General features: G+C 74.3%; 14 protein-coding genes. 4 read left to right on the top strand and 10 right to left on the bottom strand.

What is annotated here, in order from left to right:
* Window positions 1-54 precede the first annotated feature (54 nt).
* The 6 genes from IE172_RS08470 to IE172_RS08495 form a co-directional block, all read right to left on the bottom strand.
* Complete coding sequence (locus tag IE172_RS08470; RefSeq protein ID WP_190096454.1) at window positions 55-552, bottom strand: DUF3180 domain-containing protein; 498 nt, start codon at window positions 550-552, stop codon at window positions 55-57.
* A 61-nt stretch (window positions 553-613) separates the two neighbouring features.
* On the bottom strand, window positions 614-1,225 hold the full coding sequence (gene folK / locus IE172_RS08475) for a 2-amino-4-hydroxy-6-hydroxymethyldihydropteridine diphosphokinase (protein WP_190096455.1): 612 nt from the start codon (window positions 1,223-1,225) through the stop codon (window positions 614-616).
* Window positions 1,222-1,581, bottom strand: a complete 360-nt coding sequence (folB, locus tag IE172_RS08480) for a dihydroneopterin aldolase (protein WP_190096456.1) — start codon at window positions 1,579-1,581, stop codon at window positions 1,222-1,224. Before folB ends, folK begins: the two co-directional genes overlap by 4 nt.
* Before the next feature lie 230 nt (window positions 1,582-1,811).
* The gene (locus tag IE172_RS08485; protein ID WP_190096457.1) at window positions 1,812-2,330 is read right to left on the bottom strand and encodes a nuclear transport factor 2 family protein; all 519 of its coding nucleotides are present in this window, start codon (window positions 2,328-2,330) and stop codon (window positions 1,812-1,814) included.
* Window positions 2,327-3,241 (bottom strand): dihydropteroate synthase, encoded by a 915-nt coding sequence (gene folP, locus IE172_RS08490; protein WP_190096458.1) that lies wholly within the window; start codon window positions 3,239-3,241, stop codon window positions 2,327-2,329. Before folP ends, IE172_RS08485 begins: the two co-directional genes overlap by 4 nt.
* A 102-nt stretch (window positions 3,242-3,343) precedes the next feature.
* A complete protein-coding gene (locus IE172_RS08495; RefSeq protein ID WP_190096521.1) occupies window positions 3,344-5,221 on the bottom strand; it encodes a phosphatidylglycerol lysyltransferase domain-containing protein in 1,878 nt (625 codons plus the stop codon).
* A gap of 367 nt (window positions 5,222-5,588) precedes the next feature.
* Between IE172_RS08495 and IE172_RS08500 the strand changes: the two genes are divergently transcribed.
* Window positions 5,589-6,920: a hypothetical protein gene (locus tag IE172_RS08500; protein ID WP_190096459.1), complete on the top strand. Its 1,332-nt coding sequence runs from the start codon at window positions 5,589-5,591 to the stop codon at window positions 6,918-6,920.
* Window positions 6,921-7,034: 114 nt separating this feature from the next.
* On the opposite strand, the gene IE172_RS08505 is transcribed toward IE172_RS08500, so the two are convergent.
* Together IE172_RS08505 and IE172_RS08510 are read right to left on the bottom strand one after the other, a co-directional pair.
* Window positions 7,035-8,369: a PH domain-containing protein gene (locus IE172_RS08505; protein ID WP_190096460.1), complete on the bottom strand. Its 1,335-nt coding sequence runs from the start codon at window positions 8,367-8,369 to the stop codon at window positions 7,035-7,037.
* On the bottom strand, window positions 8,366-8,911 hold the full coding sequence (locus IE172_RS08510; protein ID WP_190096461.1) for a PH domain-containing protein: 546 nt from the start codon (window positions 8,909-8,911) through the stop codon (window positions 8,366-8,368). Before IE172_RS08510 ends, IE172_RS08505 begins: the two co-directional genes overlap by 4 nt.
* A gap of 31 nt (window positions 8,912-8,942) precedes the next feature.
* Between IE172_RS08510 and IE172_RS08515 the strand changes: the two genes are divergently transcribed.
* On the top strand, window positions 8,943-10,094 hold the full coding sequence (locus IE172_RS08515; RefSeq protein WP_190096462.1) for an NADH-quinone oxidoreductase subunit D: 1,152 nt from the start codon (window positions 8,943-8,945) through the stop codon (window positions 10,092-10,094).
* Window positions 10,095-10,097: 3 nt separating this feature from the next.
* Here IE172_RS08515 and IE172_RS08520 read toward each other — a convergent pair whose 3' ends face one another.
* Window positions 10,098-11,120: an SAM-dependent methyltransferase gene (locus tag IE172_RS08520; RefSeq protein ID WP_229885881.1), complete on the bottom strand. Its 1,023-nt coding sequence runs from the start codon at window positions 11,118-11,120 to the stop codon at window positions 10,098-10,100.
* A 141-nt stretch (window positions 11,121-11,261) separates the two neighbouring features.
* Between IE172_RS08520 and IE172_RS08525 the strand changes: the two genes are divergently transcribed.
* Together IE172_RS08525 and IE172_RS08530 are read left to right on the top strand one after the other, a co-directional pair.
* Window positions 11,262-12,461, top strand: coding sequence for a sensor histidine kinase (locus IE172_RS08525; protein WP_190096463.1), 1,200 nt, complete (start codon window positions 11,262-11,264; stop codon window positions 12,459-12,461).
* Window positions 12,462-12,552: 91 nt separating this feature from the next.
* Window positions 12,553-13,224: a response regulator gene (locus IE172_RS08530; protein ID WP_190096464.1), complete on the top strand. Its 672-nt coding sequence runs from the start codon at window positions 12,553-12,555 to the stop codon at window positions 13,222-13,224.
* A gap of 63 nt (window positions 13,225-13,287) precedes the next feature.
* On the opposite strand, the gene IE172_RS08535 is transcribed toward IE172_RS08530, so the two are convergent.
* Entirely contained in the window at window positions 13,288-14,523 is a 1,236-nt protein-coding gene (locus tag IE172_RS08535; RefSeq protein ID WP_190096465.1) for a threonine aldolase family protein, read from the bottom strand.
* Between the last annotated feature and the right edge of the window lie 2 nt (window positions 14,524-14,525).

Consider the following 14,525-nt stretch of genomic DNA (forward strand, 5'->3'; position numbering starts at 1 on the left):
CCCCCGCCCCACCGCTGCCGGACGGTGTCCCGCGCGCCGCGCGGGTGCCCCGGCTCACGCCGCGGGTGCCGTGCCCGGGCCGTTTCCGTTGCCGTTGTCGTCGTCCTCGGGGAGTTTGCAGACGCGCTCCAGGAAGATCGCCGCCGCTATGACGCCGATGCCCGCCAGGACCGAGGCGCCGGCGTAGATGGCCTGGTCGCGGCGGGCCGGGACGTCCAGGGACTCCAGCAGGAAGACCCCCGTGCCGCCGTACATGCCGGCGACGAGGGCCGCGACCAGGGCGCTGGCCTGTCCGAAGACGACCGCGCGGGCGGCCATCAGCGGGTCGACCCCCTTGGCGTCGTGCTGCCGTTCGCGCTGGGCCCTGAGGCGGGCGCGCAGCGAGAGCGCGGTCGCCGTGAGGACCACCGCGATCAGCGCGAGGACGATGGGCGCGGCCACGGGCACGCTGGGGAGGGTCCCGAAGGAACTCCACAGGCGGGCGCCCGCCCAGGACAGGACCCCGGCGACGACGAAGACGCCGGCCAGGACCCTGATGCGCAGCTCTTTCACGGTGTCCCTTCGCGTTCCCCCGGACCGGTGCCCCGGAAAGTGGTCGTGTCGACCTTAACGGCTATTCGGGCAGCCGGAGTTCCAGGTCCGCGCGGGGCGTCACACCCTCCCTGGTGACCGTGTGCAGGAGGTCGGCGACCGGGCCGTGGCCGGGGAGTTGCGCCTCGGGGTCGACGTCGTTCCAGGGGGCGAGCACGAAGGCCCGCTCGTGGGCGCGCGGGTGGGGGAGGGTGAGCTGGGGGTCGTCCGAGTGGAGGTCGGCGTAGGCGACGATGTCGACGTCCAGGGTGCGCGGGCCCCAGCGTTCGTCCCGGACCCGGTGGAAGGCCTCCTCGACCGCCTGTGCCCGCTCCAGCAGCGAGGACGGGGGCAGGGTGGTCTTCAGGACCACGATCGCGTTGAAGTACGAGGGCTGGCTGCCGGGCTCGACGCCCCACGGCTCCGTCTCGTACACGGGGGAGACCGCCTTGACCCGGACGCCCGGGGTGTCCTCCAGGGCGTCCACGGCGCCCTGGAGGGTCTCCAGGCGGTTGCCGAGGTTGGCGCCGAGGGAGACCACGGCCGGCTTGGGGTTCTGCAGCGTGGCGTCGGCGGCGTCGACCCGCTCGACCACGGAGGCGGGGACGGGCTGGACGGTGGGGTCGGTGTGGCCCGTGGTGGACGGCCTGGTCATACGCGGCTCCGGGTGATGGTGACGGTCACGTCGTCGAAGGGCACGGTGATCGGAGCGTCCGGCTTGTGGACGCACACCTCGACCTCCCGCACCACGTCGTGCTTCAGACAGACCTGGGCGATGTGTTCGGCGAGCGTCTCGATGAGGTTGACGGGCTCGCCCTGGACGACGGCCACGACCTCCTCGGCCACGATGCCGTAGTGCACCGTCTTCGTCAGGTCGTCGTCGGCCGCGGCGGGCCGGATGTCCAGGCCGAGCACGAGGTCCACGATGAAGGGCTGGCCCTCCTCGCGTTCCTTCGGGAAGACACCGTGGTGCCCGCGGGCCTTCAGGCCGCGCAGCGCGACACGATCCACGCGAATCACTCCTGCAGTCGTCGGTCCGGCCGGCCCGTGCCCGTGCGGGGCACACCGGTCTGCCTCGAATCTACCCGCGGGCGCCGGTGGTGCCGGTGCCCCGGGGGTGCCGCCGCGGGGCGGTGTCCGGGGGCTTCACTCCCCGTTTGCCCTGCCGGGGGCGGGTGCTCACCGGCCGGCGGCCCCCTTCGCCGCCGGTGCCGTGATCCCGGCCACGTCGGCGCCCGGTGTCAGCCGGGGAGGCCCGGCCCGGGTGTGTCGTCGTCCTCGGTCTCGTCCTCCTCGGCGAGCACCGGGGAGGCGTGGTGCGCCCAGAGCTTCCAGCCCGCCGGGGTGCGCCGGAACACGTTGGTGGCGACGACGAGCTGCCCGACCAGCGGCCCGAGCTCCTCGCCGGCCTCGGGGGCGGGGCCGCCGCTGAGGATGTTCTCGGTGCACGTCACCAGGGCGGTGTCGCCGGTGACGGAGACGTGCACGTCGGTGAGGAAGAACTGGATGTAGTCGGTGTTCGCCATGATCAGGGCGTACGACCTCAGGACCTCGCCGCGTCCGGTGAGCACCGGCCAGCCGGGGTGGACGCAGGAGACCACCCCGCTGTCCGCGGGGTCGTGGTACGTCTCGTCGACGCCCAGGTCGGCCGGGGTGAGCCAGTGCGCGGCGACCTCCTCGAAGTCGCCCCGCTCCACCGCCTCGTAGAAGGCGGTGTTGGCGGCCTCCACCTGTTCGACGTCGGTGTGGGGTGCGGTCACCGGGTTCCTTCCGCGCCGTGCGCGCCGGAATCGGAGGGGGCGGGGTGTGCCGTACGGGCCTGCTCGATCGCGCGGGTGACCCGTACGGCGTCGGCGGTCGCGCGGACGTCGTGCACCCGGACCGCCCAGGCGCCGGCCTGTGCGGCGAGGGCGGACACGGCGGCGGTGGCCGCGTCGCGTTCGCGGGCGGGCGGGGGCGGGGCGTCCGGGCCGGCGAGGACGCGGCCGAGGAACCGCTTGCGGGAGGCGGCGACGAGGACGGGGTGGCCCAGGTCCAGGAGACGGTCGAGGCGGGCGATCAGGGCCAGGTCGTGGCCGGTGTCCTTGGAGAAGCCCAGGCCGGGGTCGAGGATCACGCGGTCGGCCGCGATGCCGCCCTCCAGGACCGCCGCCACGCGCGCGTGGAGTTCGTCGGTGACCTCGGTGACCACGTCGGCGTACGAGCCCTTGACGTTGCCGCCCTCCAGGAAGCCGCGCCAGTGCATGACGACGAAGGGGGCTCCGGCGTCGGCCACGACGGGGATCATGGCGGGGTCGGCGAGTCCGCCGCTGACGTCGTTGACGAGGGCGGCGCCGGCGACGAGGGAGCGTTCGGCGACGGAGGCGCGCATGGTGTCGACGGAGACGGTGACGCCCTCGGCGGCGAGGCCGCGCACCACCGGGATGACGCGCTTGAGCTCCTCGGCCTCGTCGACGCGGGTGGCGCCGGGCCGGGTCGACTCGCCGCCGACGTCGATCAGGTCGGCGCCCTGGGCGACCAGGTCGAGGCCGTGCTTGACGGCGGTGGTCGTGTCGAACCAGCGGCCGCCGTCGGAGAAGGAGTCGGGGGTGACGTTCACGACTCCCATGACGGCGCACCGGTCCCAGTGAGGAAGGCCGGCGACCTGGCGGCGTCCGCTGTGGTTGCTCATATGTTCAGCGTAGGCCCAGGGAGTGGCCCGGGTCTGCCCCGGGCCGGGCGGGGCGGACCCGGGCGTCCTCCCGTCCCGCCCGGGGGCTCCGCGCGGGGTGCCTCATGCCGTGCGGGCGGTGTCCGCCCGTGCGCGGGCGGGGTCCGGCGCCGTCCGGTGGGCGCAGGGGCGGGGTGCGCGGGAGCGGCGGCGCAGGACGCGGGGCAGGGGGAGGGCGAGGTTGAGGAAGCCTTCCGCCTGCAGGGCGGCGAGGCCGATGCGCGGCAGGTCGGCGGAGGCGCGGTAGACGACGAAACGCGGTTCCCAGCGCGGCCGGAACTTGGCGTTGAACTTGTACAGGGATTCGATCTGGAACCAGCGGGAGAGAAAGACGAGCAGGCCGCGCCAGATCCGCAGGACCGGTCCCGCGCCGAGTTTCTCGCCGCGCGCCAGGGCGGAGCGGAACATGGCGAAGTTGAGCGAGACGCGTTCGATGCCGAATCGCGGGGCGGACCTCAGCGCGGCCACGATCAGGAGTTCGTTCATGCCGGGGTCGGCCGAGCGGTCCCGGCGCATCAGGTCGAGCGAGACGCCGTCGGTGCCCCACGGGACGAAGTGCAGGACCGCCTTGAGGTCGCCGTGCCCGGCCGTCGGGGCGTCGGTCAGGTGCGCCGTGGCGACGAGGCAGTCGCCGTCGGCCGGGTCCCCGACGCGGCCCAGCGCCATGGAGAAGCCGCGTTCGGTGTCCGTCCCGCGCCAGTCGTCGGCGGCGCGCCGGATCCGGTCCAGTTCGGCCTCGCCGAGGTCACTCACCCGTCGGACGCGGGTCCGGTAACCGGCCCGCTCGATGCGCTTGACCATCTGGCGGACGTTGCGCATCGGGCGGCCGGCGAGCGAGAAATCCGCGACGTCCACCACCGCCTCGTCGCCGAGTTCGAGGGCGTCGAGGCCGGTCTCCCGGGTCCACACCTCGCCGCCGGTCTCGGAGCAGCCCATGACGGCGGGTGTCCAGGAGTGGGCCCTGGCCTCGTCCATGAAGCGCTCGATGGCGCCGGGCCAGGCCTCGACGTCGCCGATCGGGTCACCGCTGGCGAGCATCACCCCGGAGACCACCCGGTAGGTGACCGCGGCCTTGCCGCTGGGGGAGAAGACCACCGCCTTGTCGCGGCGCAGCGCGAAGTGGCCGAGGGAGTCGCGCGCGCCGTGCCGGGCGAGCAGGGCGCGCAGTCGCGCCTCGTCGTCGCCGGTGAGCCGTGCGGCGGGGTGCTCGGGGCGGAAGGCCAGGTAGATGGTGGTGACGGCGGTGAGCAGGCCGAGCGCGCCGAGGGAGAAGGAGACCGTCCAGGAGGTGTCGCCGCGGTAGTGGACCGGGCCCTCGAAGCCGAACAGGCCGTACAGCACGTGGGTGAGGCGGTCGGCGAGGCTCGGGTCGTCGACCAGCGGGCCGGGGTGGGCGTTGACGACGACCAGGCCGAGCAGCAGCGAACCGGCGCCCATCAGGACGAAGTTGGCCAGGGCCCGCCACCGGCTGCGCGGGTCGGGCAGCGCGGTGAACTGGTCGCGGTGGCGCAGCAGGGGCACGAGCAGGGCGAGGGTGAGGAGGACGCCGAGGAGGGAGTGGCGGTAGGTGAACTGGGCGACGGCGCCGGCCGGCAGCAGGGCGACGGCGGCCCGCCAGGCCCGGCGCTTGCCCCGCTTGAGGCCGTGCGCGAGCAGCAGCAACAGCACGCCGACGCTGAGGGAGAGGGCGGCCGCGAACGGGCCGAGGGCGCCGGGCAGTACCTCGGCGAGGGCGTGCACACGGCTGTGCCGGAAGCGGGGGAAGACGCCCGCGGCGATGTCCAGGAGGCCCACCAGCGCACAGGCGCGCCCGGCGAGGACGGGGACCGCTTCGGGGCGCGGGCCGCGCCGCAGGCGGCGTATGCCCCGTGGGGGTGCGGGGTCCCGGGGTCCGCCCGCGGGATGCCGCCCGCCCGGGGGGAGCGGCGTGCCGCCCGACATTTCCTCACCTGTCATGACAGACATCGCGTCCCGTAGTTCTGCGAGAGACCGTGGATCCGGTGCCGATTCGGGCATCCGGCGACATTGCGCCCTCTAGGACGGCGGCTCGGGGGGTGAGGTTCACTCCGTGCGGGGTGGATCTTCGGCGGGTGCGGGTGGCGCGGCACGGCGTGAAGTGGAATGGCGCGCGGAGGACTTCAGTGCCTTGCGGTCGGACTTCCGAGCTGGAAAAGATCTTGTTGAATTCGGGTCAAGTGTCTATTCACGTTCACCCGGCGGCGTTTGATGCCCTGTGAAACCCCGGGCATGGCTTTGTTTTTACGGGGCGGGGCAACATGATTCGCCTACGCGCGGTAAGTTTCTGGCCATGCCACGTGGACGTCACCGTCATTCCCCGCCCCTGCACAGGATGCTGCCCCCGTCGGCGATCGCAGGCGTCTCCGTCGTCTGCGCCCTGGGACCGTGGGTGTTCACGCAACCCCTGGTGCTTCGCGTCCTGGCCGCGGCCGCCGCGGTCACCGCGGTGGTCGGCGCCGTCGTGATGCGGCACTGGGACGCGCAGGCGGGCAAGCGGGTCGCCGAACTCACGCGCGCGCGTGCGAGCGACGAGTGGCGTTTCGAGGAGCGGGTCGCCGAACTCGAGTCCGACCTCGAGGAGTCGCGTGAGCTGCGGATGAAGCTGGACCAGCGGCTGCGCGCCAAGCGTGCCGAACTGGCGGGGCTGCGCAACGAGCACGCGTCGCTGCTGCGGCGGTACGCGGCGGCGGAGGTCGACCGGGCGAGCGTCCTGGAGGAGCGCCGGGTGCTCGAGATCGAGGCCACGGTTCCCGCCCGCGCGTTGCCGGCCGGCCCGTCGGCGGCACCGTCCGCACCGGAGCCCGGTGGGACGCCCGCGGAAGCGGTGGCCGGGACGGCGGCCGGCGACGCGAAGGGCACCGGGGAGGCGGCCAAGGCTCCTGCGGTCTTCTCACCGGAGGGGTCCAAGCTGTTCCTGCGGGCCGACGCGGCACTTCGGCGGTTCGCCGGGGCCACCGACGGCGAGGAGACCGCGGACACCGTCGAGGGAGCCGGGACGGCGGCCGCCGCCGAGGCCCCTGACGCGGCCGAGGCTGCCGCTGACGCCGCTGACGCCGCTGACGCCGCCGAGCGGTCCGACGGCGGCACGGCGGCGGACGCACCGTCCCCGCGGCGCGGCGACGAATCCCCGCAGGGCGACCGCACCCCCGAGGACGACGGCCCCGGCCCCGCGAAGCAGTCCCGGCCCGGGCCGGCGCCGGAGGACGACGCCGGGAGGCGCCCGGAGGCGGCCGGCGGCCATGAGCGCGAGACCGCGGCGTCCGCCGCCCCGGCCGCTCCCCGGACCCCGTCCGCGCGGCGGCCCTCCGGGCACTTCACCGTGCCGACCGCGGTGGCCGTCGTCCCGCCGACGGCGCCCGCACGGCGTCCCGTGGCCGACGGCGGGTTCGACTTCTTCGGCACGAAGAAGGAGACGGACGGGTCCGCGCTGGACGCCGTGCAGAACGAGGACCTCGCCGATGTCGTCGGGCAGGAGGCGCTCGCGCTGCACAAGGCCGAGGCCGAGGCGCGGTACAAGCCGGCCGGCGAGGGCGCGCGCGGGGTCGGCCAGGTCATCGATCTGACCGAGCACGACGAGACGGAGCACATCGACGTCCAGGGTCTGCGCAGCGCGGCCTCCTGAACCACCGCACGTACCGGCGGGGCCCCGCGCACACACCGTGCGCGGGGCCCCGCCGTCGTGTCCCGGCCCTCGCGCCCGCGGGGACGCCCGCCGGCGCCGCCCGGCGCGGCGGCGTCAGGACATCCAGCGGTCCGGACGGGCGTCCCTGCGGCCGGTGCGGGATCGTTCCGCCTGGGAGCGCAGCAGGGCCGCCGCCTCCGCCGCGTCGCGCAGGTTCGCCTCGACGGACTTGTTGGCGCCGGTGTCCACCACGACGTCGGCCACACCCCGGGCCCGCTGCCAGGGCCCCTGGACGAGCCGTACGCTCTGCACCTTGGCGTGCGGCACCAGGGACAGGCTGCGGCGCAGCAGCCCGTGGTGGGCGGCGAACACCGCGTCGGTGACGGCGAGCCCGTAGCCGCGCCACCACACCGGCACGCACCACCGCGCGCGGCGCGGCGGTGGGAGGAGCGCTTCACGCGGGGGCACGGTGACCCCGGGCAGCACCCGCGCGACGACCGACTCCGCGAGCTCGCGGGGTGCGACCGGCAGCAGCAGCGAGTTCGAGGACCCGGCCACGTCCAGTTCCACGCGCACCCAGCCCCGCCGCCGCCACAGCAGCGGCTCGACGAGCCGTACGGTCTGCACGCGGCCCGGCGGCACCGTCTCGTGCGCCCGGTCCAGCAGCCCGTGGTCGATGCGCAGCCCGTCGGGCGACTCGCCGAGCGTCCAGTCGTACTCGGTGACGAAGCGCCCCACGCTGCTCGCCCCCGCGGCGCCCAGCATCGGCACGGCCGCGGCGAGCACCGTCCACAGGCTGTGGGTGGCCGTCCACAGCAGCGGCAGCGCGACGGCGGCGACGATCAGCCAGCCCCAGGTCGCCCCGGTCAGCAGCAGGGAGACGGCGAGCACGCCCGGCGGCACCCGCAGCATCTCCCGGGACGGCGCCTCGCCGACCTCGTGCGCGGTCTCCGGGGCGAACCCCGCCGCCCGCGCGAGCAGTTCGGCGCGCAGCGCACGTGCCTCGCCGGCGCCGAGGAAGGCGAGCTCGTCCTTCTTGTCGGCGCCTATGACGTCGAGTTTGAGTTTCGCCACGCCCGCGACCCGCGCGAGCAGCGGCTGGGTCACGTCGATGGCCTGGATCCGCTCCAGCCTGATGTGCGCGGTGCGCCGGAAGAGCAGCCCGGTCCGGATGCGCAGCTCGCTGTCGGTCACCGCGAAGCGGGTGAACCACCAGCTCAGGAAGCCGTAGAGGGCGGCGGCGGGGACGAGGACGGCGAGGCCGAGCAGCAGGGTGGTGGTCGTCAGCCGGGTCAGGTGGCGCTGCGCCTGGTCCGGGTCGTGCAGCGCCCACCCGAACAGCACGGCGATGGGGGCCCACGCCCGCCTGAAGGGCGTGACGGGGTGCAGCCGCCTCTCGGTCACCGGCAGCCGGCCGGGTACGTCCTCGTGGACGTCAGGGGCGGTCACAGCCCCGCCGATCGGGCCTCGCCGAGTTCGGTGAGCCGGTCGCGCAGCCGTTCCGCCTCGGCCGGGTGGAGGCCGGGGATGGTCGCGTCGGTGGCCGCGGCAGCCGTGTGCAGCTGCACGCTGGCCAGCCCGAAGTGCCGTTCGGCGGGTCCGGAGGTGACCTCGACCAGCTGCATCCGCCCGTATGGCACGACCGTCTCCTGGCGCCACAGGACACCCCGGCTGATCAGCAGGTCGTCGGCGCGTTCCGCGTACCGCCAGGAGCGCCAGTTGTGCTCCAGCATCACCCAGCCCCAGACCAGCACGGCCAGCGGCAGTACCGCGAAGGCGGCCCAGCCCGGCCCGGCCAGCAGTCCCGGCACCAGTGCCGTGGCCACCGTCAGCAGCCCCAGCCACACCACCAGCAGCAGCCGCCGCATCCTCAGCAGTCCGGGCGGCAGCGCGATCCACACCGGCTCGTCCGCCGTGATCGCCGGCTGCGCCGCCGGTGCCGTTCCGCCCGTCCCCGCCGGCCCCGTGTTCCGCGGGCTCCCCGTCTCCATGGGGCAAGCGTACGTAGGGGAGACTGTGAGCATGACTCCCACCACGGAGACCATGGTCGGCATCGGCGGCGCGGCGGAGAGCACCGACATGGTGCTCAACATCGGACCGCAGCACCCCTCCACGCACGGCGTGCTGCGGCTGAAGCTCGTCCTCGACGGCGAGCGGATCGTCCGCGCGGAGCCCGTGATCGGCTACATGCACCGGGGCGCGGAGAAACTGTTCGAGGCCCGTGACTACCGCCAGATCATCATGCTGGCCAATCGCCACGACTGGCTGTCGGCCTTCTCCAACGAGCTGGGTGTGGTCCTCGCCGTGGAGCGGATGCTCGGCATGGAGGTCCCCGAGCGTGCCGTGTGGCTGCGCACCCTGCTCGCCGAGCTGAACCGGGTGCTCAACCACCTGATGTTCCTCGGCTCCTACCCGCTGGAGCTCGGCGGGATCACCCCGATCTTCTACGCCTTCACCGAGCGCGAGGAGCTCCAGCACGTCATGGAGGAGGTCTCCGGCGGGCGGATGCACTACATGTTCAACCGCGTGGGCGGTCTCAAGGAGGACCTTCCCGCCGGCTGGACCGGCCGCGCGCGCACCGCCGTCGCCGACGTGCGCTCGCGCATGGACCGCTTCGACGACCTGGTGCTCGGCAACGAGATCTTCCGGGGCCGCACGCGCGGCGTCGGTGTGCTGTCCCCGCAGGCCGTGCACGCGTACGGAGTGAGCGGACCGATCGGACGCGCCTCCGGCGTCGATTTCGACCTGCGCCGCGACGAGCCGTACCTCGCCTACGGCGAACTGGGCGACGTGCTGGAGGTGGTGACCCGCGAGGAGGGCGACTGCCTGGCCCGCTTCGAGTGCCTGCTGGCGCAGACCCACAACGCCCTCGACCTCGCCGACGCCTGCCTCGACCGGCTCGCCGACCTGCCGCCGGGCCCCGTCAACCAGCGGCTGCCGAAGGTCCTCAAGGCGCCCGAGGGACACACCTACGCGTGGACCGAGAACCCGCTCGGCATCAACGGCTACTACCTGGTCAGCAAGGGGGAGAAGACGCCGTACCGGCTGAAGCTGCGCTCGGCGTCGTACAACAACATCCAGGCGCTTACCGAGCTGCTGCCGGGGACACTGGTCGCGGACATGGTGGCGATCCTGGGCTCGATGTTCTTCGTCGTCGGCGACATCGACAAGTAGCCGTCACCCGCCGAGGACGTCAGGGATCCCGACCGGCCGCACCAGCCATCCGAAGTCCCCGAGTCCGCCGGGTGCGGTGAGTTCGGCGGCCGCCCCGGCGCCCGCGAGGGCGCGCACGTACCCGGCGGGGTCGGTGGACGCGAGCGCGAGCGGGGGGCGTGCGCCGCTCAGGCCCAGGGCGTGCAGGGCGTCGCGCTGCGACAGCAGGCGCGCGCCGGGGGGCGTGCAGGCCGCGGCGCACGCGTCCAGGGCGACGTGCGCGGTGATGTCGCACGATCCGTCCGGCACCGGTGTCGTCTCCCGCCCCTCCCGGAAGCCCGTCAGCGTCCCGAACGGCGGCCGCGCCGCGGCGGTGTGCGCGTAGTCCACCGCGACGGCGAGCCCCCGCGCGACCGTCCCGGCCGCCGCGGCCCAGGCCAGGTCCCGGGGGAGTCCGATCTCCGCGCGGAGCCCCGGCTCGGTCCCGGGCGGCCACCACCGCGCCAGCCACTCGGCCTCCGCGCCGGTGACTACCGGCTCGCCCAGCCGCTCGTTCCCGTCCGCCTCCACCAGCACCCGCCTCGGTACGCCGGCCGCGTCCACCTCGACGACGTCCACGGGGACGTTGTCCAGCCACTCGTTGGCGAAGAGCAGGCCGGTGACCCGCTCCGGGAGTCCGGCCCGCCACTCGATCCGCTGGTCGAGCCCGGCGGGCCGCCCCGCCAGCTCGACGGCGTACGCCCGGGTGCGCGCCGCCACGCCGGCGGGCAGCGCGGCGAGCACCCCGGCGGCCAGTTCGCCCCGCCCGGCCGCCATGTCCACGAAGTCGAGCACCGCCGGACGCCCCAGCGCCTCGTCGACCCGGCACAGCAGCCGCGCCACGGCCCCGGCGAACAGCGGGGAGGCGTGCACCGACGTGCGGAAGTGCCCGGCCGGTCCCGCGCCGGCCCGGCGGTAGAAGCCGCCGGGCCCGTACAGGGCGTCCTGGGCGGCCGCCCGCCAGCCCCGCGCGCCGCCCGCCCCGGCCCCGTCCGTCACCGGTTCCACGCACCCGCCCTCGCCGTCGTCACCGGCCCAGGTTAAGCGCGCGGGTACGCCCGGCCTCCACCTTGCGGAGTACACGTGAGGACCGGGTATCGGCCCTCCGGTTGACCCCTGCACGCATTTCGCTTCCCTACGCTGGGTCACGTGCAGCGCCTCTACGACTTCCTCCGCAGACACCCGACCTGGGTCGACGGCTTCTGGGCCGTGGTCCTGTTCGGGATTTCGTTCGCCGGCGGAGCGACCGTGGAGCCGCGCGGCACGGATCTGCCGGCCCTGACCGTGCCGGTCGTGGTGCTGTTGTCGCTGGTCGTCGCGTTGCGCCGCCGGATGCCCGAGCGGATGCTGGTCCTCGCCGTCGTCGTGGGCGCGGGACAGCTGGTCGCGGACGTGGCGACGCTGCCCGCCGACTTCGCCCTGCTGGTGATCGTCTACACGGTCGCGGCGATCGGCGCGCGCTGGGCCTCCCGCCTCGCGCTGACCGCCGGCCTGTGCGCGGCTCCGCTCGCGCAGCTGCGCTGGCCCGACGAGGCGCAGAGCGTGGCGACCAACGTCGCCGTCATGGTCTTCCAGGCGCTCCCCTTCGCCCTCGCGTGGGTGCTCGGCGACTCCATCCGCACCCGCCGGGCCTACTTCGCGCAGCTGGAGGAGCGGGCCGCCCGCCTGGAGAAGGAACGCGCGGCGCAGGCCAAGGTCGCCGTCGCCGCCGAACGCGCCCGGATAGCCCGCGAGCTGCACGACGTCGTTGCGCACAACGTGTCGGTGATGGTGGTGCAGGCCGACGGTGCCGCCTACGTCCTCGACGCCGCCCCCGACCAGGCGAAGAAGGCGCTGGAGACCATCTCCTCCACCGGCCGTCAGGCCCTCGCCGAGATGCGCCGGCTGCTGGGCGTGCTGCGCACCGGCGAGCACCAGGAGGCCGGGGAGTACGTGCCGCAGCCCGACGTGCGGCAGATCGAGGACCTCGTCGAGGAGTGCCGGGGGTCCGGGCTGCCGGTGGACTTCAAGGTCGAGGGCACGCCGCGCCCGCTGCCCAGCGGCGTCGAACTGACCGCCTACCGCATCGTGCAGGAGGCGCTCACCAACACCCGCAAGCACGGCGGTCCCAACGCGGGCGCCAGCGTGCGCCTGGTGTACTTCGACGACGGTCTCGGCCTGCTCGTGGAGGACGACGGCAAGGGCGCTCCGCACGAGCTGTACGAGGAGGGCGGTTTCGACGGGCAGGGCCACGGCCTGATCGGCATGCGGGAGCGGGTCGGCATGGTCGGCGGGACGCTGGACGCGGGGCCGCGCCCGGGCGGAGGATTCCGCATCAGTGTGCTGCTGCCGCTCAAACCCGCGTCGTGACGCCCACGCACGCCCCCTGTTGACACCTGTCACGACCGTGTGACCACCTGACGACCCGAAGATCTGCGAACCGAAACGGAAGAGGCCCCCGATGGCGATCCGCGTGATGCTCGTCGACGACCAGGTGCTCCTGCGCACCGGGTTCCGGATGGTGCTCGCCGCCCAGCCGGACATGGAGGTCGTGGCGGAGGCGGGCGACGGCGTCGAGGCCCTCCAGGTGCTGCGGTCCACCGCCGTCGACGTGGTGCTGATGGACGTCCGCATGCCCAAGCTGGACGGCGTCGAGACCACCCGCCGGATCTGCGCGGACACCGACCCGCCGAAGGTGCTGATCCTCACCACCTTCGACCTCGACGAGTACGCCTTCTCCGGGCTGAAGGCGGGCGCCTCCGGATTCATGCTCAAGGACGTGCCGCCGGGCGATCTGCTCGCCGCGATCCGCGCGGTGCACAGCGGCGACGCCGTGGTCGCCCCGTCCACCACCCGCCGGCTCCTGGACCGCTTCGCGCCGATGCTGCCCAGCAGCGGCAAGCAGCCCGCGCACAAGGAGCTGGAACGGCTCACCGAGCGCGAACGGGAGGTCATGGTGCTCGTCGCCCAGGGCCTGTCCAACGGCGAGATCGCGGCCCGGCTGGTGCTCTCCGAGGCCACCGTGAAGACCCACGTGGGCCGCATCCTCACCAAGCTGGGCCTGCGCGACCGCGTGCAGGTGGTCGTCCTCGCCTACGAGACGGGCCTGGTACGGGCCGGCGGCCACGGCTGACCCGGCCCGGGGGCCCGGGCCCGCTTCTCGCGGCCTCCCGGAGGGAGAACCCGGGCCGGCGCGTCAGGCGGGGGCCGCCGCCTGACGGAGCAGACGCCCCGCGAACTCCTCCGCCGCCGTCCGTACGTCGCCGGCCGTCCACTCCAGGGCCGCCGCCCGGACGTACACCTCCGTGGACGCCAGTCCCGGTCCCCTCGGGTCCCAGTAGTTGGCGAAGGGCATCGAGCCCGTCTCCTCCGCCGCCCGGATCGCCGCCTCGGCGACGACCTCCGCGTCGTAGGGGAGCCACACCTGGAAGTCGAAGGTGTGGGGCACCTCGGGGTGCACCCGGGACCACGGCAGCCCGCCCGCCGCGAACCCCTCCCGCAGGGCGGCGGCCACGACGCGCGCGTGCCGCACGTACTCCGGCAGCCGCGGCAGCTCCCGCTCCAGCCCGATCAGCGCGGACAGCGCGGTCGGAAACTGCTGGAAGACATTGCCCCCGTACCGGTGCCGCCAGGCCCGCGCCTCCTCGACCAGACCCGCCGGGCCGGCGAGCGCGGCGCCCCCGAAGGCGTCGAGGGACTTGTAGAACGACACGTAGACGCTGTCCGCGAGACCCGCGATCTCGGCCGGCGACCGCCCGAAGTGCTCGGTGCACTCCCACAGCCGCGCCCCGTCGAAGTGCACGACCGCCTCGCGTTCCCGCGCGGCGTCCACCACCCCGGTCAGCTCCTCCCACGAGGGCAGGACGAAACCCGCGTCCCGGAGCGGCAGTTCCAGCATCAGCGTCCCGAAGGGCTCCTCGAAGTCCCGCACCTCCGCGGCGGTGGGCAGCCGCGGCTCGTCGGTCACCCGCACCGGCCGCAATCCGCTGACCTGGCTGAACGCGTTCCGCTCGTGCACCTCGGGGTGGCTGAGCGGATGCAGGGCGACCGCCGGGTTCCCGGTGCGGCCGGCCCAGCAGCGCAGGGCCACCTGCTGGGCCATCGTGCCGGTCGGGAAGAACGCGGCGGCCTCGGTGCCGAGCAGCCCGGCGACCCGCCGCTCCAGGGCCTCCACGACGCCGTTGCCGTAGATGTCGGAGTCCTCGTCGAGGTCGTACACGCCGCCCGCCGCCTCCAGGAGCGCCAGCCGCTCCGAGAGGGGGGCGAGGAAACCCGGGCGCGCGAGCACCCGCGGGGCGGCACGCCAGGCGGCGATCCGCCGCGCCCGCAGCGTCGGCGGCGACGCGTCGCCCTCCCCGGCGACCCCTCCGTGCCCGCCCCCGGCCGCCGTGCCGTCCCTGTCGTCCACCGCATCGCTCATGCGGGCGATCATCC

It is taken from the genome of Streptomyces griseoflavus, assembly GCF_014649995.1.
Lineage (GTDB): Bacteria > Actinomycetota > Actinomycetes > Streptomycetales > Streptomycetaceae > Streptomyces > Streptomyces griseoflavus.